Annotated in this window: 21 protein-coding genes; 12 read left to right on the forward strand and 9 right to left on the reverse strand. The window is 73.2% G+C overall.

Translation table 11 applies throughout. The features are described 5' to 3' along the window. Positions 1-130: 130 nt before the first annotated feature. The 4 genes from HNR21_RS07990 to HNR21_RS08005 all read left to right on the forward strand — a co-directional run bounded on the left by HNR21_RS07990 (position 131) and on the right by HNR21_RS08005 (position 2,774). Entirely contained in the window at positions 131-724 is a 594-nt protein-coding gene (locus tag HNR21_RS07990; RefSeq protein WP_182704674.1) for a hypothetical protein, read from the forward strand. A 185-nt stretch (positions 725-909) separates the two neighbouring features. Next, entirely contained in the window at positions 910-1,773 is an 864-nt protein-coding gene (locus HNR21_RS07995) for a hypothetical protein (protein WP_182704675.1), read from the forward strand. 208 nt (positions 1,774-1,981) lie between these two features. Continuing rightward, positions 1,982-2,497 (forward strand): DUF2231 domain-containing protein, encoded by a 516-nt coding sequence (locus HNR21_RS08000; RefSeq protein ID WP_119731570.1) that lies wholly within the window; start codon positions 1,982-1,984, stop codon positions 2,495-2,497. Positions 2,498-2,549: 52 nt separating this feature from the next. Then, positions 2,550-2,774, forward strand: coding sequence for a hypothetical protein (locus tag HNR21_RS08005; RefSeq protein WP_182704676.1), 225 nt, complete (start codon positions 2,550-2,552; stop codon positions 2,772-2,774). A gap of 62 nt (positions 2,775-2,836) precedes the next feature. On the opposite strand, the gene HNR21_RS08010 is transcribed toward HNR21_RS08005, so the two are convergent. Further along, positions 2,837-3,724 (reverse strand): helix-turn-helix transcriptional regulator, encoded by an 888-nt coding sequence (locus HNR21_RS08010; RefSeq protein WP_182704677.1) that lies wholly within the window; start codon positions 3,722-3,724, stop codon positions 2,837-2,839. A 104-nt stretch (positions 3,725-3,828) separates the two neighbouring features. Between HNR21_RS08010 and HNR21_RS08015 the strand changes: the two genes are divergently transcribed. Beyond that, positions 3,829-5,250, forward strand: coding sequence for an MFS transporter (locus HNR21_RS08015; RefSeq protein ID WP_182704678.1), 1,422 nt, complete (start codon positions 3,829-3,831; stop codon positions 5,248-5,250). Between the two features lie 72 nt (positions 5,251-5,322). Here the strand turns inward: HNR21_RS08015 and HNR21_RS08020 are convergent, their stop codons facing one another. After that, positions 5,323-6,783 (reverse strand): aminotransferase class I/II-fold pyridoxal phosphate-dependent enzyme, encoded by a 1,461-nt coding sequence (locus tag HNR21_RS08020; RefSeq protein ID WP_182704679.1) that lies wholly within the window; start codon positions 6,781-6,783, stop codon positions 5,323-5,325. A 403-nt stretch (positions 6,784-7,186) separates the two neighbouring features. Between HNR21_RS08020 and HNR21_RS08025 the strand changes: the two genes are divergently transcribed. The 6 genes from HNR21_RS08025 to HNR21_RS08050 all read left to right on the forward strand — a co-directional run bounded on the left by HNR21_RS08025 (position 7,187) and on the right by HNR21_RS08050 (position 12,113). Beyond that, positions 7,187-8,260 (forward strand): terpene synthase family protein, encoded by a 1,074-nt coding sequence (locus tag HNR21_RS08025; protein WP_182704680.1) that lies wholly within the window; start codon positions 7,187-7,189, stop codon positions 8,258-8,260. Positions 8,261-8,321: 61 nt separating this feature from the next. Further along, complete coding sequence (locus HNR21_RS08030) at positions 8,322-8,762, forward strand: hypothetical protein (RefSeq protein ID WP_157995708.1); 441 nt, start codon at positions 8,322-8,324, stop codon at positions 8,760-8,762. Between the two features lie 100 nt (positions 8,763-8,862). Continuing rightward, positions 8,863-9,156 carry a hypothetical protein gene (locus HNR21_RS08035; RefSeq protein WP_182704681.1) on the forward strand — a complete coding sequence of 98 codons (294 nt, stop codon included), beginning with the start codon at positions 8,863-8,865 and terminating at the stop codon, positions 9,154-9,156. Further along, complete coding sequence (locus HNR21_RS08040; protein ID WP_198679330.1) at positions 9,153-10,637, forward strand: ABC1 kinase family protein; 1,485 nt, start codon at positions 9,153-9,155, stop codon at positions 10,635-10,637. The genes HNR21_RS08035 and HNR21_RS08040 overlap by 4 nt, the downstream gene beginning before the upstream one ends. A gap of 10 nt (positions 10,638-10,647) precedes the next feature. Next, complete coding sequence (locus tag HNR21_RS08045) at positions 10,648-11,697, forward strand: polyprenyl synthetase family protein (RefSeq protein ID WP_182704682.1); 1,050 nt, start codon at positions 10,648-10,650, stop codon at positions 11,695-11,697. A 98-nt stretch (positions 11,698-11,795) separates the two neighbouring features. Beyond that, positions 11,796-12,113, forward strand: coding sequence for a hypothetical protein (locus HNR21_RS08050; protein WP_119726750.1), 318 nt, complete (start codon positions 11,796-11,798; stop codon positions 12,111-12,113). A gap of 223 nt (positions 12,114-12,336) precedes the next feature. Here the strand turns inward: HNR21_RS08050 and sigJ are convergent, their stop codons facing one another. The 3 genes from sigJ to HNR21_RS08065 all read right to left on the reverse strand — a co-directional run bounded on the left by sigJ (position 12,337) and on the right by HNR21_RS08065 (position 14,736). Next, positions 12,337-13,227, reverse strand: a complete 891-nt coding sequence (sigJ, locus tag HNR21_RS08055) for an RNA polymerase sigma factor SigJ (RefSeq protein WP_182704683.1) — start codon at positions 13,225-13,227, stop codon at positions 12,337-12,339. Between the two features lie 211 nt (positions 13,228-13,438). Further along, complete coding sequence (locus HNR21_RS08060) at positions 13,439-13,900, reverse strand: carboxymuconolactone decarboxylase family protein (protein ID WP_182708529.1); 462 nt, start codon at positions 13,898-13,900, stop codon at positions 13,439-13,441. Positions 13,901-14,040: 140 nt separating this feature from the next. Next, a complete protein-coding gene (locus HNR21_RS08065; RefSeq protein ID WP_220500073.1) occupies positions 14,041-14,736 on the reverse strand; it encodes a histidine phosphatase family protein in 696 nt (231 codons plus the stop codon). Positions 14,737-15,114: 378 nt separating this feature from the next. Between HNR21_RS08065 and HNR21_RS08070 the strand changes: the two genes are divergently transcribed. After that, positions 15,115-15,405, forward strand: coding sequence for a GYD domain-containing protein (locus tag HNR21_RS08070; RefSeq protein ID WP_119726754.1), 291 nt, complete (start codon positions 15,115-15,117; stop codon positions 15,403-15,405). A gap of 737 nt (positions 15,406-16,142) precedes the next feature. Here the strand turns inward: HNR21_RS08070 and HNR21_RS08075 are convergent. From HNR21_RS08075 to HNR21_RS08090, 4 genes are all read right to left on the reverse strand, one after another. Continuing rightward, positions 16,143-17,273, reverse strand: coding sequence for a hypothetical protein (locus HNR21_RS08075; RefSeq protein ID WP_220500074.1), 1,131 nt, complete (start codon positions 17,271-17,273; stop codon positions 16,143-16,145). Positions 17,274-17,431: 158 nt separating this feature from the next. Further along, complete coding sequence (locus HNR21_RS08080; RefSeq protein WP_220500075.1) at positions 17,432-18,445, reverse strand: MFS transporter; 1,014 nt, start codon at positions 18,443-18,445, stop codon at positions 17,432-17,434. Between the two features lie 36 nt (positions 18,446-18,481). After that, the gene (locus tag HNR21_RS08085; protein ID WP_182704685.1) at positions 18,482-19,057 is read right to left on the reverse strand and encodes a TetR/AcrR family transcriptional regulator; all 576 of its coding nucleotides are present in this window, start codon (positions 19,055-19,057) and stop codon (positions 18,482-18,484) included. Continuing rightward, the gene (locus tag HNR21_RS08090; RefSeq protein WP_182708532.1) at positions 19,054-19,647 is read right to left on the reverse strand and encodes a sugar O-acetyltransferase; all 594 of its coding nucleotides are present in this window, start codon (positions 19,645-19,647) and stop codon (positions 19,054-19,056) included. The genes HNR21_RS08085 and HNR21_RS08090 overlap by 4 nt, the downstream gene beginning before the upstream one ends. Between the last annotated feature and the right edge of the window lie 125 nt (positions 19,648-19,772).

Here is a 19,772-nt window from a genome sequence, read left to right on the forward strand (position 1 = left end):
CGCCCCGTTCGCCGGTGGGGCGACCACGGAGCCGGATCCGGCGTTCCATGCCGATCGTGGCATGTGGCCGCTTGCACGCGGCCCGGATGACGGATGATGCCGCAAACAGCCCCTTTCCCGGGAGGCCGTCATGGCGATGCGGTCGCCGTCAGCCCGGCTGGCGCTCGTGCTGCTCCTGTGCCTGTCCGCGGCATCGGCCTGTGGCGACGGCGGCTCGGGAGGCGACTCCGGCGCCCCCGTCGACGCTCCCGGCGGGCCGCCTCCGGGGAGCGGGGGCGGCCCGGGCGGCGGCGACGGCGGCGGCCAACCGCCCATCGCGCCGATCAGGATCCCCGGCACGGACCAGAACGGCAAGCGGGTCGAGAACGTGCTGCCGCTCGTCCAGGACGGGATCAGGGCCCAGTGCCCCGGCCGCCGACTGTGCGTGCACACCCGGATCGAGCACAGCGGCTCGCCCGAAGAGGCGTACTGTAGGTTCCAGCATCTCCGCCTGGAGGACGGCACGGTCCTCGCGTCGAGCAGGGAGACGGCGTCGGTTCGTCCGGGCGCGACGGTCGTCCTGGTGACCTACTCCAGGAGGACCGCCGAGGACGTCGCCACGTGTCAGCGGGACCCGCGCGAGGAGGAGTCGCCGCCCACGACGGAGACCCCCGAACCACCGGTCCCGCAGCCGCCGACCGGGGGCGGCTCGACGGCCCCGACCGACGGCCCGGTCGTTCCTTGAGCGCGACCACCGACCCGGCCCCGGGACCGGACCCCGCTCGCCCCCGGCGCACGGACCGCGCAGAGCCCTCGCCGCCGGACCGCCGTTCCACGACCGGCGAAGCCGAGGACGGCCGGGCCGATGAACGCCCGGCGCGGGAACCGGCCGGCACCCGGCCGGGCGAGGCAGAGCCCCCACCCTCCGGGATGCAACGGCTGGGAACGCTGTTCGGCTCGATCGTGGCCCCCACGACCCTGGTCACCGGCCTGCTGTACTACTTCGGCCACAACTACGCCCACTTCTTCTTCGGCCACTTCGGGGTCGACTCCTCGACCCTGGGCCTGACCACGGCCGACTACATGCGCCGGATCGTGGACCCCCTGTTCATCCCGATCACGGTGATCGCCCTGGCGGGCCTGGCCGCCCTGTGGATCCACGCCGAGGTCAGGATCCGGTTCGCGGAGGGCCTGACGCCCCGGATGATCCGCGGGCTGCTGCCGTTCGCCGCCGTGACCGGCCTGCTCCTGGCCGCCGCCGGAACGGTGAGCGTCTTCGCCGTGACCCCGCTGAGCCATCGTCTGGCCGCCGCCCCGCTCACCCTCGCGGCCGGCGTCCTGCTCCTCACGTACGCCCACCACCTGCGCCGCCGCCTGCGCCCCACCCCCGTGCCGCCCGCCGCCGCGATCGCCGAGTGGGCGACGGTCTTCGTCCTGCTGGGCATGACCCTCTTCTGGGCGGTCACCGACTACGCCGCCGCCGTCGCCGTCAGCCGCGCCCGCTGGTACGCCGCGCGCCTGGACACCCTCCCCGACGCCGTCCTCTACAGCGAACGCGGCCTCAACCTCACCGGCCCGGGCGTCCGGGAGATCCCCTGCACCCGCAAGGACGCCGCCTACCGCTTCCGCTACGAGGGCCTCAAACTGATCCTCCGCTCCGGCGACCAGTACCTCTTCCTCCCCAAGGACTGGACCCGCCGGAACGGCACCGCGTTCCTCCTGCCCCGCACCCCTGCCCTCCGCCTGGAATTCACCCACCCCACCTCACGCCCACCCGCACCGCCCACCTGCTGACTCTCTGGGCGATGCGGAGGAACGCCCGGTCCACGCTCGGCGACGGGAGATGAGGACGTTCATGGGGGCGGGCTCTGCTGGTTCGGTGGGGGTTTGGTGGGCAGACCGTACGGGGTCCGGTGTACGGGCGAGCTACGGGAGGGGCTTGATGAGCACCGTCAGTCGACATGATGGGCAGCGGACCAGCAGTTCGCCTCTCGTGCCCCTGATGGAGCGGCTTGAGGAGGTGCAGGCGCTGGACGGGGCCGCCGAACGGCTCGAGCCCGTGGCGCGACCCCTGCTGGCGTCGTCGAGGACGGCCGACGTGTTGCGTGGGCGGTGGCTGGGGCATGCGCTGCATCCGCTGCTCACCGATTTTCCCATCGGGGCGTGGACGTCCAGCGCCCTGCTGGACGCGTTCGGCGGTCCGCGCGCCCGTCCCGCCGCCGACGGGCTGCTGGCCTTCGGGCTGGCCGCCGCCGTTCCGACCGTGCTGACCGGGATCGCCGAGTGGGCCGCCACCTCGGGCCGGGAACGGCGGGTCGGGGTCGTGCACGCCGTGATGAACGCCGTCGCGGCCGGGTTCTACGGCGCCTCGCTGGCGGCCCGCCGCAGTGACCGGCGTTCCCTGGGCGTGACCTTGAGTCTCGGCGGGGCCGTCGCTCTGACGGCGGGCGGTTATCTGGGCAGCCACCTCTCGCTGAGCCGGAAAGTGGCCTCGACGGACCCCGCCTTCGAGCGGTAGCGGCCCTGGATCGGGCCGTGTCATGCCCCGCTTGAGGGGAAGCCCCACGAACATGCGTATCGAGGAACTGACACCCGAGCAGCAGGCGATCTACACCGCTGTGACCGAGCTGGAGGCCGAGGGCAGGCCGGGGTACGTGAACGAGATCGCGCGCCGGGCCGGCATGGACGACGACCGGGTGTGGGAGGCACTGCGTCCGATGCTCGGTGAGCCCGGCCTGGTCCACGAGGTCCCCTCCGACCTGGGGCCCGAGTACCGCACCCACCAGCCCGGCTGACGCCGCCTCGCGCGGGCCGCCTTGGCCCGCCCTCGTCGCCACGAGCGGCGGGCGGCCGGTGGTCAGTGACGGTGCGGGGGAGCCGCGGCCTCGGGGTGGGCGCGCAGCCAGGCGATGCGGTCGCGGCTCTCGTCGTCGACCGGGGTGTAGACGACCAGCCGGGTGCCGGGCAGAGCGGTCACGTCCAGGCTGGTGGTCCGGGTCGCCACCGTGCCGACCGCCGGGTAGTGGAAGATCTTGTCGCACGGGCGGGGCGGGGCGACGTCGTGGGTGGCCCACAGGCGGGCGAACTCGGGGCTGGCCGCGCACAGCCGCTGGACGAGCTCCCGCCAGCCCGGCTCGTTGAGGTGCCGGCTGTAGCGGTACCGGAAGACGGCGACGTGCTCGGGCGCCTGCTCCTGCAGGTTCAGGATCGGGTTGCAGCAGGGCGGCGTGGTGTAGGCGAACCACAGGGTGTTGCGCTCGCCGTCCGGGGCGTCCACCACGGTGGGGAACAGCGCGGCGTAGGTCTCGTTCCAGCCCAGCACGTCGGAACGCGCGTTGACCAGGGTGGCGGGGAGCGGGTCCAGGCCGTCGAGGATCGTGCGCATGTCGCGGGGCACGGTGCGCGCCTCGTCGTCGGCGGCGGGCGGCGGCGGCACGTCGGCCAGGCGGTACAGGTGCTCGCGCTCGGCCGCGTCCAGCCGCAGCGTCCGGGCCACCGCGTCCAGGACCTGGGCGCTGACGTTGATCGGCCGGCCCTGCTCCAGCCAGGTGTACCAGGTCACGCCGACCCCGGCGAGCTGGGCGACCTCCTCGCGGCGCAGTCCCGGGGTGCGGCGGCGGGGGCCGCCGGGCGGCATGCCCACCTCCTCGGGGGTGATGCGCTCGCGCCGGCTGCGCAGGAACGAGGCCAGCTCGGGGCGGCGCCGCCGGGTACGCGCCCCGCCCGGGAGGGGGGTCACCGTCATGGCCTCCAGCCTGCCCGGTGGGCGCCGCGCCTGCCAGGTGCCTGTCAGTACCAGTATCAGCAGGCTCTCGTTACCGGTACCGGCCCGCCCGCACGCTGACGGTCATGAGCCAAGCGACACAGATCCCCCCGGCGAGCCGGGCCGCCCCCTCCAGGGAGTCCGGCGGCCTGCTGCTCGCCGTCATCCTCCTCGGCCAGTTCATGGCCATCCTGGACGTCAGCATCGTCAACGTCGCCCTGCCCACCCTGCGGGCTGACCTGGACACCTCCGGCGCCGGGCTGCAACTGGTGGTCGCCGGATACGTGCTGTCCTACGCGGTGCTGCTGATCACCGGGGCCCGGCTGGGCGGCATCGTCGGGCACCGCCGCGCGTTCCACGCCGGGCTCGCCGCGTTCACCCTGGCGTCGCTGGGGTGCGGGCTGGCGCCGGACACCCGGACGCTGATCGCCTTCCGGTTCCTGCAGGGCGCCGCCGCCGCGCTGCTGACCCCGCAGGTGATGAGCATGCTGCAGCGGAACTTCACGGGCGCCGCCCGGGCCCGCGCGCTGGGCCTGTACTCGGCGGTGCTCGCGGCCGGGGTCGTGGCCGGCCAGGCCGCGGGCGGGCTGCTGGTCGGCATGGACCTGTTCGGCACCGGATGGCGGACGGTCTTCCTGGTGAACGTGCCGATCGGCGCGGCGCTCCTGGTCGCCGGGCGGCGCGTCCTGCCGCGGGACGAGGGGCGCCGGGGCGCGGGCCTGGACCTGCCGGGCCTGCTGGTGATCAGCGCGGCGGTGCTGCTGCTGGTGCTGCCGCTGATCCTGGGGCCCGAGACCGGCTGGCCGGCATGGACCGCGGTGTCCCTGGCCGCCGCCACGATCCTGGCGGGCGTCTTCGTCGTGGTGGAACGCCGTGTCGCCGGCCGTGGGGGACGCCCGCTGATCTCGGGACGGGTGCTGCGCGCGCCCGGGTTGCTGCCCGCGGCCGTCGCGCTGCTGATCGGGGCGGGCTCGTGGGCCGCGTTCCTGTTCACCACGACCCTGCACCTGCAGGGGGACCTGGGGATGAGCCCCCTGGAGTCCGGGCTGGCGTTCGTCCCGTGCGTCGCCGCGTTCGGGCTGGTCGGCCTGAACTGGCAGCGGCTGCCGGCGCGCTGGCACCCCCGGCTGGTCCCGGCGGGGCTCGCGCTGGCCGCCGCGGCCTACCTGTGCGTGGGGCCGCTGGCCGGCGGCGGCCTGCCCTACGAGCTGCTGACCGCGCTGATCGGGCTGGGCCTGGGGGTGATGCCGGTCCTCATGACCGTCGCCCTGCGGCACGTGCCGGTCGAGGACGCCCCCGACGCCAGCGGCCTGCTGCTGACGGTGATGCAGCTCGGCCAGGTCATCGGGATGGCGACCGTCGGCACCCTGTTCCTCACCCTGGCCCGGGACGCGGGCTCGACCCGGCACGCCGAGTACGGGACCGGCTGGGCGCTGGCGGCGGCCGCCCTCGCCGCGGCACTCGGAGCCCTGTTCCTGACCCGGCACCGTCCTACGGCCGCGCTCTGACCGGCCGTGACGGCCCGGCCAGCCGCGCGGCGCCTCCGGGCCGCCGGTCCGGTTCCCGTACGGCGGCGGAGGCTAGTCGGCGACCACGCGGAGGGTCTCCAGGGAGGGGTCGGCGGCGTCGGGGACGAGCATGCCCGCCGGCGGGCCGCTGGTGAGGTAGTCCAGGATCTCCTTGGTGATCAGCTCGCCGGGGGCCAGGACGGGGACGCCGGGCGGGTACGGGGTGACCAGCTCGGCCGCCACCCGGCCCGCCGCCCGGGAGACGGGGACCTGCTCGGTCGGGCCGAAGAAGGCGTCGCGGGGGAGCATCACGGTGTCCAGTTCCAGGGTGCCGGGGTCGGGGAGGCGGACCTGGGGCCGGGGATCGATGCGTTCGTGCTCGGCGGCCAGGCGGCGCAGGGCGTCGAGGAGCCTGGCCTCGGTGGCGTCGTCGTCGGCGTGGGTGATCCGGGCGTTGATCCGGCACTGGTCGGCCGAGCCCACGTCGACGTGGCAGGCCGCGCGCAGCCATTCGGCCGCCTGCATGCCGCTGACGCCCAGCTCGCGCACGTCGATGGTGATGGCCAGCGGGTCGAGGTCGGCCGCGCCCTGGGGACGGATCACCTCACGGCCCATCGGGTTCAGCCCCGGCAGGTCGGCGACGGCGGCGCGGATCCGTTCGGCGCGGGCCAGGGCGGCGTCCAGCAGCCGGTGGCCGTGCTCGACCATCTGCCGCCGCCAGCCGTCCAGCGACGCGTACACCAGCGTGGACGCGCTGGTCGTCCCGAGCAGGTCCTCGCGCTGCTTGAGCACGTCGGGGTCCACCCGCGAACCCTGCAGGTGGAACACCGAGCTCTGCTCGATCGCGCCGCCCATCTTGTGCACGCTGGTCACCACCAGGTCCGCGTCCGCGGCCATGCCCCAGGCCGGCAGATCGGCGTGGAACGGCAGGTGCGCGCCCCACGCCTCGTCCACGATCAGCGGGATGTCGTGGTCGTGGCAGACCCGGGCGACCCCGGCGATGTCGGCGCAGGTGCCCCAGTCGGTCGGCGTGATCAGCAGCATGCCCTTGGCGCCGGGCTCGGCCGCCAGCGCCCGTTCCACGTCGGCGGGCTCCGGCGGATGCGCCAGATGCAGGTCGGAGTCGAAGTGCGGATGCACCCACACCGGCTGGGTGCCGTTGATGATCACCGCGGAGATCACCGACTTGTGGGCGTTCCGGGAGATCAGCAGCTTCTCGCCGGGACCGGCCACCGCCAGCATCGCGGTCTTGACCGACAGCGAGCTGCCGCAGGTGGAGAAGAACGAGGTGTCCGCGCCGACCGCCTCGGCCATCAGGTCCTGCGCCTGCTCCAGCACGCCCTGTGACTCGCGCCGGTCGTCCAGCCCGTTCAGCACCAGCACGTCCGAGGCGAACAGGCCCTCGCCGAGCACGTCCAGCACCCGCGGATCCACCCCGCGTCCCTGCTTGTGCCCGGGAGGGCCGAACACCACGTCGCCCCGTTCACGGAACTTCACCAGCGCCTCCAGCACGGGCGCCCGGGTCTGATCCATCTGCGCTCCTTCCTGCGTACGAGTTCCTGCGGCACGGGTTCGCATGGCACGAGCCCGCGGACGGGATGCGGCGGCGCATGGAACGGCCGCGGCGCATGGCGCACCGCGGCGCTCTTGTGCGGCCTCAGCCGCGGTGGCGCCTTGAGGACGGCTCGTCGCCCTCCGTCTTTTTGCGCGTCATGACCTCCCCCTTGCCCGGACGCGGTTCGATGTGGGGCCCGTCCTACCCGTGGACGCCCGCCCTACTCGGCCGTGGCGGCGGCCGGGCGTCCGGCGCGGTCTTGACGAAGGGGCGACGGACCGTTGACCGTCACCGGGTGAACGCTTAGAGTGAGCATTGATTGCGGAGAGTGACGGCTCGGCGGGGCCGGGGGTGATCCGGCCCGGCAGGGAGGAGCGGCGCATGGCCCAGCAGCGGCTGTTGGACGAAGAGCTCACTGCGGGGCTGGAGTTACCGCCGATCTTCTGTCCCCTGGAGGCGGCGACCAACCCGGCGTGCCTGCGGGTCGAGCGGCGGGCCATCGCCTGGATCGACGAGGTTGGGCTGTGCGCCGACGCCCGGGAACGGGCCAAGGTGATCGCCACGCGCAGCGCGGACTTCTACTCGAGGTTCGCCCCCCACGCCGACGAGGACCGGCTCCTGCCGGCGGTGCTGTGGGTGTACTGGGGGTTCGCCTTCGACGACGCCCGCTGCGACGCCGGGCACTACAGCGCCCGCCCCGCCGAGTTCGTCCCCATGGCCTCCCGCGTCCAGCGCGCGCTGGAACGCCCCCACCCCGCGGCCGGCGACGACCGGTACGCCGCGGCCGTGCACGACATCGGGATGCGGTTCCGCCAGATCGGCACGCCGGTGCAGTTCCAGCGGTTCGTGGCCGCGCACCGCGGCTGGCTGGCCGGGGTCGCCTGGCAGGTCGCCAACCAGGCCCGGCGGCGGATGCCGGACCTGGAGGACTACCTGACGATGCGGCTGCACTCGGCCGGCGGCGAGCCCACGTTCGCGATGCTGGAGATCGCCAACGGGCCCGAGGTGCCCGCCGCCGAGATGGAGTCGCTGGCCGTGCGGGCGCTCACCGAGATGGCGATCGCGGTGGCCTCGCTGGACAACGACCGGCACTCGCTGGCCAGGGAACTCGGCGAGGCCCACGCGGACCAGAACGTCTACGGCGTGCTGCTGCACCGCAACGGGGGCTCGCTCGCCGCGGCGGTGCGGACCGCCACGAGCCTGCGCGACCGGGTGCTGCTGCGCTTCATGCGGCTGCGGGAACGGGTGGCGCCCCGGCTCAGCACGGCGGGCCGCGTCTACGTCGACGGCCTGGCGTACGGGATCCGCGGCAACGCCGAATGGGGCCTGCGCGTCCCCCGCTACCTCGGCGACCGGACCGCCGCCGACCACGAGATCACCTGGGCCGAGCACCCCATGGAGGACACCGCCGAGCCCATCCCCATCCCGTCCATCGCCTGGTGGTGGGACGTGTGACGGACGACGCGGACCGGCCGGGCCAGCTCACCCTGACGAACCCCGCACAAGGAGGCCGTACATGACCAGGCGGCGCCGCAGAGGCACCACCCGCCACATCGGCGAGCTCATCGACGAGACCCTCGACCGGGCCGGCGACGTCGAACGCGACCTGCGCCGGGCCGCCCGCAAGGCCGTCGAGAACCGGGACTGGGACGACGACGACTGGGACTGGGACGACGACTGGTGGGACGACGACTGGGACTGGGACGACTGCGACTGGACGGACATCGAGGAGATCCTCGAGGACCTGTGGGACCTCGCCCGCCGGCTGCGGCGCTGCCGGCGGGGGCGGCGCGGTCCGTGGGACGGGCGCCGTCCGCCGAGCCGGGAGCGGGACGCCAGGCGGGCGCCCGACGACGGCCGCCGCCTCACCGGTCAGCTCGCCCGGCTGAACCGGCGCGTGGAGGAACTGGCGCGCAGGGTCGGCCCGGACCGGCCCGGCGACGCCGAACAGCACTGAGACCATCCGCCTGACCGGCCCGCGGCGGCCCACCGGCGGGCCGGAATGAGCCTGGGGCGGCGCGCGGGAGCGACGGAACACGACCGTGGAGGGGAGACGAGTGAACGGTCGATTCCGGGGATCCCGGCCGCGCCGCCCCAGGCGCCTGCGGCGCGAGACCGACGGGCGCCTGTTCGACCTCGACCGGCGCCGGTTCGTGGACCCGGCGGAACTGGGCGACGACGTCCGGGCGGGCCGCCCGTTCCGCGCCCACCGGCAGGGCACGGGCGAGGAGTGCACCAACGAGGTGCTGGCCGAGGTGCTGCGGAACGAGCTGTCCCGCCAGGCCGGCCTGGCGGACCTGCTGCGCATGACGGCGCCCGCACCGGACGAACGGCAGCGGAGGCGGCCTTGACCGCCGGACGGCTGCTCACCGTGACCAGGGTCCTGGCCGGGCTCCTCGGCGCCGAGCTGACCCGGGCGGTACGGCCGGAGGAGCCGGACGACGGCCGGGCCCGCGCCGTCCGGCTCGCGCTGGAACGCCTGGGCCCGTTCTACGTGAAGGTCGGGCAGATGCTGTCGACCCGCCCGGACCTGGTGTCGCCGCGGACCATGGCCGAACTGGCGCTGCTGCACGACCGGGTGTCCGCCGCGCCGTTCGCGATGTTCGAGCCGGTGCTGGCACAGGAGCTGGGGGAGGACTGGGAACGCCGCTTCGAGCACATCGACCGGTCGGAGCCGCTGGGCTCGGCGTCCCTGGCCCAGGCCTACCGGGCGGTGCTGCGCGGCGGGGAGTCCGTGGTGCTGAAGATCCAGCGGCCCGACATCCGGTCCCTGGTGCTGGACGACATGGCGATGATGCGCCGGGCCGCGCGGCTGGTGGCGCGGGCGTTCCCCGACTTCAACGCCGTGATCGACGTCGAGTCCTCGCTGAACGTGATCTTCGAGGCGATGGAGGCCGAGCTCGACCTGACCGTCGAGGCCGCCAACATGGACCGCGCCCGCGAGCTGGTCGGGGAGTTCGAGTACCTGGACGTGCCCGAGGTGGTCTGGGCGACCCCGCGGGTGATCGTGCAGAGCACCGCGCCCGGCCGGTCCATCCGCGAGGTGGACACCGGCTCCCTCACCGAGAAGGAACGCCTGGGGATCGGCCGCGACCTGCTGGCGTTCATGTACCGCGGGTACTTCGTGGACCGGTTCTTCCACGCCGACCCGCACCCGGGCAACATCTTCGTCGCCCCCGGCCACCCGGCCCACCTGATCGACTGGGGCATGGTCGGGCGCATCGACCGGCGGATGAGCATGACGCTGGTGACGGTGCTGCTCAGCCTGGCCCACAACGACGGCCCCGGCCTGGCCCGCGCCTGGGTGGAGCTGGGCCGGGCCACCCCGTGGGCGGACGTCCCCGGGTTCGCCGGCGACATGGCCCTGCTGGTGCCCAGGATCGCCACCGCGTCGCTGGAGGACCTGGACTTCGGCGTCACCCTGACCTCGGTGCTGAAGTACTCCACCCGGCGCGGCATCCAGACCAGCCCGGTCGTGTCGCTGCTGGGCAAGTCGTTCTCCAACATCGAGGGCTCGGTCCGGCATCTGGCCCCGGAGCTGGCGCTGACCGAGGTCTTCACCGAGGAGCTGCGCGACATCCTGATCCACCTGGCCGCGGAGTCGCTGTCGGAGATCCAGGCCGCCCGGACCGCGCTCGACCTGATGATCGGCAACACGCTGGCCCCCGAGCAGCTGCGCGGGCTGGTCCGCGACATGGCCAACCGCGAGTTCACCGTCCGCACGGGCCGGCTGCGCGACGCGCGTGCGCCCCGCACGAGGACCGCGCTGCAGACCGCCGCGATCGCCGCCGCGCTGCTGTGGTGGTCCCGGCACCGCCCCCGACACCGCTGAGGAGACGTTCATGGAGACCGAACGCCTGCGCGCCCGCATCGACGCGGAGCTGGCGGCCTTCCTCGACGACCGGCTGCGCGGCCTGGACGACGAGGCCACGGCCCCGATGTTCCGCCTGGTGCGCGAGTTCGTGGTGCGGGGCGGCAAACGGCTGCGGCCGCTGCTGTGCTACTGGGGCTGGCGCGGCGCCGGGGGCGCGGACCGCCCCGAGATCGTCCGGGCGGCGTCGGCGCTGGAGCTCTTCCACGCCTTCTGCCTGATCCACGACGACATCATGGACGACAGCGCGCTGCGCCGCGGCCGCCCCACCCTGCACCGCGCCCTGGCCGAACGGCATGCCGCCGAGCGCTGGCGGGGGGACCCCCGGCGGTTCGGCGTCGCCACCGCCATCCTGCTCGGCGACCTGTGCATGACCTGGGCCGACGAGATGCTGTTCGTCAGCGGCCTGCCCGCCCGGAGCCTGGTGGCGGCGCGCCCCTACTACCACCGGATGCGCTCGGAGGTCTGCTACGGCCAGCACCTGGACATCCTCGAACAGGCCCACGGCCCCACCACGGCCGAACGGTCGATGCGGGTGGTGCGCTACAAGTCGGCCAAGTACACCGTCGAACGCCCCCTCCAGGTGGGCGGCGCGCTGGCCGGGGCGTCCCCGGCGCTGATGGCGGCGTACTCGGCGTTCGGGGTGGCGGTGGGCGAGGCGTTCCAGCTCCGCGACGACGTCCTCGGCGCGTTCGGCGACCCGGAGGTGACCGGCAAGTCCGACCTGGACGACTTCCGCGACGGCAAGCCCACCGTCCTGATCGCCCACGCCCTCGAGCGCGCCACGCCCGCCCAGCGCGACCTGATCGGCAGGCTGCACGGTGACCCGGACCTCGACGAGCGGGGCGCCGCCGAACTCCGCGGCGTTCTGCTGGACACCGGGACCCTCACCGCGGTCGAGGCCATGATCAAGGAACGCGTCGACCAGGCCCTGGCGGCCCTGTCCACCGCGCCCGTCCCCGCCCCCGCCCGCCGGGCCCTCACCGACCTGGCCACCTCGGCCGCCGACCGCGCCCGCTGATCGGCTTGACCATCTCGATCCTGTTCCGGGGTGTTGACGAAGTGCCCTCGTGGTAACTCATCGTGACGGAACATTTCCGATTAGTGATTGGAGTTCCCATGCGACACCGCATCGCCTCCCTGATGACCGTTCCGGCGCTGCTGGCGGCCGGACTCGTCACCGTTCCCGCGGCCGAGGCCACCACCGCCCCGGTCCCCGTCCGGCAGACGCCGATCCACTGCACCCTGCGCACCATGCAGAACGAGGCCGCGTCACTGGCCCGCTGCCGCGAGTCCCGCGACTACGAGCACTGGCTCAGGTGCCGGGACCGGCGCAGCAGGGTCACCGTCGAGGTCACCAGGAGCTTCACCGGCACCAGCAGCATGCTGTCCTGTCCTCGCAACTACCGGCTCGTCAACCACGCCGTCGGCATGTGAGCCGGGCTTCGTCCCGACCCCACGGAGACGGGCGGGGACCGTCGGCCACCGCCGACGCCCCCGCCCCACCGTCTCGGCGAGGAAGGTGATCGCGGCGGCCACATCCCCGGGCGTCTCCCGGACGGGCCAAGGCGTATCCGGGACGGCTGTCCGGTCCGGGCGGGGTTCGCCGCGTCGGCCGGGGAGCACGCGCCGATCGAGGACGGGGCCTGGAACGGGTCGGCTAGCCGTCCAGGACGGTCAGGTCGAGGCGGCGGAGGCGGTCGGGGTCGGCGAGGATGTCGATCGCGGCGATCCTGCCGCCGGCGACGGTGAAGCTCAGGACCGACATCGGCCGCCCGCCGGCGACGCTCACCAGGCCGGCGGCCCCGTTCACCAGCGCCGGCCGCACCGAGTACGCGGTGGCGAACCGGTGGAAGGTCGCCGCCTGCCCGGCGACGGCGTCCCGGCCGCGGAACTCGGTCAGCCCGCCCTCGGCCGGGGCGCCGCGGTCGGCGCGCAGCACCACGTCCGGGTGGAGCACGGCGACCAGCGCGTCGAAGTCGCCGTCGCGCGCCGCGGCGAGGAACGCGTCGACGACCCGGCGCTGGCGGGCCAGGTCCGGGTCGGGGACCGGGGCCGTGCCGCGGACCCGGCGGCGGGCGCGGCTGGCCAGTTGCCGGGCGGCCGTGGGGGAGCGGTCGATGATCGGGGCGATCTGCTCGAACGGGACCGCGAACATGTCGTGCAGCACGAACGCGAGCCGTTCGGCGGGCCCGAGCGACTGGAGGACCACCAGGAGGGCCAGCCCGACGGAGTCGGCCACCAGCGCCTGCCCTTCCGGGTCGGTCCCGTGGGCGGGGCCGAGGACGGGATCGGGCAGGCGGCCGTCCAGGGGCTCCTCGCGCCGGGCGGTGCGGGAGCGGAGCATGTCCAGGCACACCCGGCCGACGACCGTGGTCAGCCAGCCGCCCAGGTTCTCCACGCCGCCGACGTCGGAGCGGTTGAGCCGCAGCCACGCCTCCTGCACCGCGTCGTCGGCCTCGGCCAGCGAGCCGAGCATCCGGTACGCCACCGCCTTCAGGTGGCCGCGGTGCGCCTCGAACCGGTCGGCCAGGAACTCGCGCTCGTTCATCGTCGGTCACATCTCCTCGTCGGATCCGTCATGGCCCTGACGGACCAGAGCCGGCCGATGTGACGAGCACGTCGTGGGCGATGGCGGTGATGACCGCCGGGCCGGACTCCCGGCCGGTGTCGTCGGGGGTCCGGCACCGACCCTGGCGTGCGTGCGCCGGTCCCCGGCGGGCGACGGCCATGGGATGGCTCCTCGGGCTCGGCGAGGGGACTCAGCTCCAGGAGGTGCCCGCGGGTTCCTTGATGGCGGCGTTGATCCGGTTGAACAGGTTGGTCACGCCGATCAGCAGGAGGAGCGCCGCGATCTGCCTTTCGTCGAAGTGGTCGGCGACGTCGTCCCACAGCGCGTCGGGCACCGCGTCCCCGGACCGGTCGGCCAGCCGCGTGACCGCCTCGGTCAACTCCAGCGCCGCTCGTTCGGCGTCGGTGAAGAACGGCGCCTCCCGCCACGCCGCCACCGTCGCCACCCGCTCGTCGGACTCCCCGGCCTTCCGCAGGTTCTGCACATGGGCGTGCACGCAGGCGCCGCACCCGTTGATCTGGCTGGCCCGCAGCCCGACGATCTCCTGCATCACGGGGGACAGGCCGCCCTCGCCGACCGCCTTGAAGAGGCCGCCGATCCCCTTCATCCCGTTCGGCAGCACGTAGGCGGGGTTCTTCATCCGCGCTTGCATGGTCACGTTTCCTCCGCGAGGTCGCCGGCGCTCACCGCGCCGGCCGATCGTGTCGTTCACAGCTCTGACGGAACGCGACGCGAAGATGTGACCGCCCACGCCCTCCTGACGCGGGTCGACGGACACCGATGGCCTGCCTTCTAGTCCAGGGCCGCCGATGAGGCCGTTCCCTGGGTGGTGGAGACTTCCGCCAGGTGCGTCGTTCCGCCGCCGACGACGCGGAAGCCGTACGGTCCGTTCGGGCGCCATAGTTCGGTGACGGCGCAGTTGGGGATGTCGCACGCGCCGTTGAACCGGCGGAAGCCGCGCATCGCCGCGGCATCGGGGTCGGTGACCCCGGTGAACAGCGACCAGATCACGGCCTTCATGAAGATGCCGTGCGTGAACACCGCGATCAGGCCCTCCTCGGGACGGTCGGCGAGCCGGTCCAGGAAGGCGCGCACGCGGGTGATGAGCGCCTTGAAGGACTCGCCGTCGCCGCCGTTGACATAGCCGGGGTCGGCGCGTGCCCAGTATGCCTCGGCGAAGGGCCGCCGCTGCTCCCCGGTGGTCTGCGGCCCGTGCAGCCTGCCCAGGTAGGTGAACTCCTCGACGGGCCACTCCTCGTAGGGCACCCGGGGAAACCGTTCGGCGGTCGCCTCGGCGGTCTGCCGCGCGCGGACGAACGGCGAGCTGACGATCAGATCGGGCGGCGCGGTGAAGGTCGCGGCCATCCGCGCCGCCTGCTCCCGCCCGAGCGCCGTGAGCGGGGCCGCACCCGGCCCGTTCGTCGGCAGCCCCGCGTTCGACTCGCTCTGCCCGTGCCGGATCAGCCACACCCGCCGCACATTGATCATGCTCCAGGCTGACACGCCGCCCCGACACCACGAAAGCCCCGGCAGGCCCGCGGGCGTTGGGAGGCGCCCGCAGGCCCCGCGTATCCGGCGCTCTTCCAAACACACCCCCAGGGGCCGCCCGGGAACGGCCCGCCACCCCCTTACGGCGGACCGTTCCAGAACGGAGCAGGCCCGGCACCCCAGGTCGCCGAGCGGGCCGGTGAGCGCTCTCGCGTTCAACCGGCCCGGCGTTCGCGTTGGACCGGTGAGGCTCGGCCACCGAGCGGTGTGCAGGGGCGGGTTCACCCGGTGGCCGGGGTCTCGCCTGCTGGGGGCTCTGCCTAGGCTGGTAGGGACAGCCGCGCGCGGGGGAGCGCGGCGCGTCCGAGGGAGGTTCCCATGTCTACGGGTGTCGCGTTCATGAAGTGGACGGACCAGGGAGTGCGGAACTACCGGGAGACGCTGGATCGGTACGAGCAGACGAAGAAGCTCGCCGACCAGCGCGGCGTGGAGATCAAGGAGATCTTCTGGACTCCCGGCGGCCCCTACGACATCGTCAGCGTCGCGGAAGCGCCGGAGGACAAGACCCTTGCGGCGTTCATGCTCTCGCTGGAGTCGTTGGGGAACCTGCGCATCACATGGGCGTCGGCATACGGCCCTGACGAGATGCGAGAGGTGATCACGGACTAGCGGCATCGGCCCGTGGACACCCCGTAAGAACGACCTTCATTCCAAAGAGCCGAATCCGGCGAAGCCCGAACACCGTACAGGCCGCCTGCCCGCTGACCCACGGCAGACCCGGCCTCAGCCACCGATTACCGTCAAAACGCCCCGATCCATTCGGTTCGGGGCGTTTCAGCTGCTCGTGAAGGGTGGGCAGGGACGGGTTCGAACCACCGACCGTCCGCTTTCAGAAGTGACAACGACTCTGTGGCCGCCCCGTTGACCAAGGTCGGGCGGTGCCCGACGTGCACTCGTGGTGGTGGCCGGTCGCCGTCACTTGGCCGGCTGCCCGTGGCCCGTCCGCTCGGCTGTGGGAAGGAGAAGCCTCCCAAGGCTGCTCATGACCACCTGGATAAGACCAGGAAGTTCTCCCACCGTGATGTCTTTTCTCTCCACCCTGCCTGCGCATGTCCAGTTATCCAGGACCAAGAATGAGATCAAGGTCAGAGGTTCGGATGAGACAGCTTTGGTCAGCATCTACCCGGCTTCCAGTCCCATAGCTCAACGGACGACCATTGAGTCTGCTTCGGCCGTGGTTTCGGGGTCGCTGATTACAGCCTGGTCGCAGTCGGTGTGGCCGGTGACGGGTTGCCCTCAGGCCCCGGTCGATGCGCATTGCGCCGCTAACCGGATGGCGGCAGGTCCGGGTGTGGGTCGTGCGCGTCGCCTGTCTGCTCGCCGGTCCGGCGTCCGGGGGGTGGGCGTCAGAACGGGGGGTGTTCGCTGTATCCCTCTGCTGTGGTCGGTGAGTCGTCCCGGGTGCGGGTCGGTCGCCAGTCGAGGCACCAGTGGAGGTGGTGCTGGACCCAGGGGTCGGTCTCGGTTTTCTGCAGTCGGCGCAGCAGGGGATGCAGGTGGGTGAGGTCGAACCAGCGGACCACGGCGACGCCGTGCGAACGAAGCAGCGGGTCCGCATCACCCAACAGGCCGGCGGCCACATCGCCGAGCAGGCCCGGCTGAAGGTCCTCCCGCCGGAACGCCCAGGATTCCCAGGCCAGCCGGTAGGCCGCCCGGCGGCGCCGTTCCAGATCGTGGCACGCCAGTTCCGCCAGCACGTCGGCAAAAGTCAGATCGCGCAGGATGCTGAGGGCCTCGAGATCTGGTGGGGTGCACGACCTGGCGTGCTGGGCGATGTCGCCGGCGATCGTCTCGGCGTCGGCCGGCCGGCGCCGGTCCCGGTGCCGGTGTCGTTGCCACCTCAGCAGATCCCACACCACCGCGCGCACGGTGGGGTCCACGTCGGTGGCCATCGCGCCGACCAGTGCAGCCCAGGCGTCATCACTCAGGACCGGCAGCCGCAGCAGCGACTCCCCGGCACGGGCCCGCCGCTGCGGCGACGGGTCACCGGCGAGCACGGCGATCAGCTCGGGCTCCTCCAAGGGAAGGCGCTCACCGAACCAGCCGACGTCGTACCCGGCGAGCACCTCATCCAGCCACCGCTCATACCAGGCCAGAAAATCGGCGTCCTCGACCACGTACGGGCCGACCGGCCCCTCATAGTCCAGGTTGAACAACCGCCCTCGCGCCGGCCCCGTCACCACCAACCGGGTGACCAGGGAACACCCGTGACCGGCGACCTCCAACGTCCCCCGCAGGAAGACCCGATCCGGCCCCGGCGGATCCTCATACCGCAGCTCCCAGTCACCCAGATACCGCGGCCCGGGCACATACGGGCTCGGCAAAGCCAGATGCCCCGACCGGCGACCCGCACAGCACGCGGTGTCCAGGCGGCACAACCCATAACCCGGCCCGGCACCACCATCACCCAGCTCGGTGACGAACAACCGATACGCCGCCGGAAGCACCACCTCATGCCGCTCCTCGAACTCGGCCACCACCGCCTCCGGCAACGGCGGCCCCAGCTCGAACCCATGCCCCTCCACGCCGAACGCCTCCGGCGGCACCGGCATGGCACGCACCGCCGCCAGCTTGCCGGCGACCCGACCCAACCGAACATGATCGACATCCACCACCCGCCCAGCCTACGAACGGCTCAGGTGGGGGCGCGGTTGACCAGGACGCGGGCGAGGACGACGGTGATGGCGCCGGCCAGGACGACGGAGAGCAGGCCGACGCGCAGGCTGGTGAGGTCGGCGACGAATCCGACGAGGGGCGGGGACAGCAGGAGTCCTCCGCGCAGGAGCCAGCTGACGATGGTCAGGCCGGTGCCGTCGGGAAGCCCGGGCAGTTCGTCGGCGGTGTGCATGGCGGCGGGGACGAGGGTGGCGACGCCGAGCCCGGCGAGGGCGAAGCCGGCCAGCGCGGTCGCGATCGACGGCACGGCGAGCATCCGCACGGCGGGGCCGGTGAACGAGCGCCGCCCGCCGTGACGGGCCGGCGGGGCGGCCGGGTGGCCGTCGGCGGCGGCGAGATCCTGGGCTTCGGCGAGACGTTCGGCGTCCTCGGGCCCGGGCAGCAGGAACCGGTAGGCGACGAGGGCGATGCCGCTGAACAGCACCGCGGAGATGCTCAGGTGGACCGAGAGGGGGAGGCGGAGGCCGACGGCGGCCGAGCCCATCAGACCGCCCAGGACCGCGCCGATGCTCCACACGCCGTGCAGCGAATTGACGATGGAGCGTCCGTAGAGACGCTGCACCCGCAGGCCGTGGGCGTTCTGCGCGACGTCGACGACCGAGTCGAGAGCGCCCACGACGAACAGCGCGCCGCCCAACGCGACCCAGTTCGGCGCGACCGGGATGACCAGCGTCGCGACGGTGGTCACGACGATCCCGAACGCCGCCACGCGCGCGGAGCGGAACCGGCGGATGGCGGCGCCGGCCAGCAGCCCGGCCAGCAGCGCACCGATCGGATACCCGGCCAGTGCGGTGCCGAGGACGGCGTTGCTCAGGCCGAGGTCGGCCTTGATCTGCGGGTAGCGCGGTACGACGTTGAAGAACACGGCGCCGTTGGTGAGGAACAGCGCGGCGACGGCGGCGCGGGCCATGCGCGCCTGCCGCGTGGGCGCGGCGGGCACGGCGGGCATGGCGGGCACGGTGGCGGCGGACATCGGCGATTCCGATCGCGTGGTGACGGGCAGGGGGTGTCAGCGCAGGTACCGGTGGATGGCGTGGCGGATCTGCCCGGGCGTCATCGGGTCGGTCGACAGGGCGCTGTGCAGCACGAGCCCTTCGATGAGCGCGTCGAGTTCCCGGGCGGTGGTGGCGTCGAAGTGGCGTTCCAGCGCCCGGCGGCTGCGCTGCATCCAGGCCTGTGTGACGGCCCGCAGGGCCGGGTTGCGCGCCGCGGCCACGTACAGCTCCACGGTCAGGACGAGGTCGTGCCGCGAGCCGAGCAGGTCGTCCGACACCAGCGTGATGACGGCCTCGATCGCCGCCTCCCGGTCCCGGGCGGCCTCCAGCCGTTCGTCGAAGATGCGGGCCACCGAGTCGGCGTGCCGGGTGAACGCCTCGATGAGGACCTCCTCCAGGGAGGAGAAGTGGTAGGTCATCGAGCCCAGCGGCACGTCCGCGACGCGGGCGATCTCCCGGTGCGTCGTCCCGGCCACGCCGCGTTCGGCGATGACGGTGAGCGCGGCGTCGATCAGCCGGTCCCGCCGCCGGGGGTCGTGCCGGCGAGGCCGCCGCGGGACGGGCGGCCGCGGAGTGGCGGGGCCGCTCACGCCGTGCCCGCCCCGCCCGGCTCGATCGTGCGGATCACCCGGGCGGGACTGCCCACCGCGACGACGTTCGCCGGCAGATCGCGGGTGACCACCGCGCCGGCGCCGACGACGGTGTTCTCCCCGATCGTGACCCCGGCCAGGACGATCGCCCCGCCGCCCAGCCAGACGTTGTCGCCGATGGTGATCGGTTCGGCGGCCTCCCACTTCGCCCGGCGGGGCTCCGGGTCCACCGGGTGCGTCGGGGTGAGCAGCTGGACGTTCGGGCCGATCTGCACGTCGTCGCCGATGGTGATCGGCGCGACGTCCAGGGCGACGAGACCGAAGTTGGCGAACGACCGGGCGCCGATGCGGAGGTGGCCGCCGTAGTCCACCCGCAGCGGCGGGCGGATCTCCGTGCCCTCGCCGATCGCTCCGAGCAACTCGGTGAGCAGCCGGCGCCGTTCCCGCGGATCACGGGCCGGCGTCGCGTTGAACGCCTCCATCAGGTCCATGGCCCGCAGGCCGAGCTCGGCCAGCTCCGGGTCGTCGGCGATGTACGGGTCACCGGCGAGCATCCGCTCGCGCATCGAGCGACCGTCCGAGTCGGGCATCATGCGTACAAGTGTACATATGCTATGTACGTCCGTACATATCGTGGTCGGCGCACGGCCGATGAGCTCACCGGCCCGGGGTCCGGGCCGGCACCGGGACCTCCAGAAGATCGCCGCCTCACCGG

The organism is Thermomonospora cellulosilytica (assembly GCF_014138835.1).
Taxonomy (GTDB): domain Bacteria; phylum Actinomycetota; class Actinomycetes; order Streptosporangiales; family Streptosporangiaceae; genus Thermomonospora; species Thermomonospora amylolytica.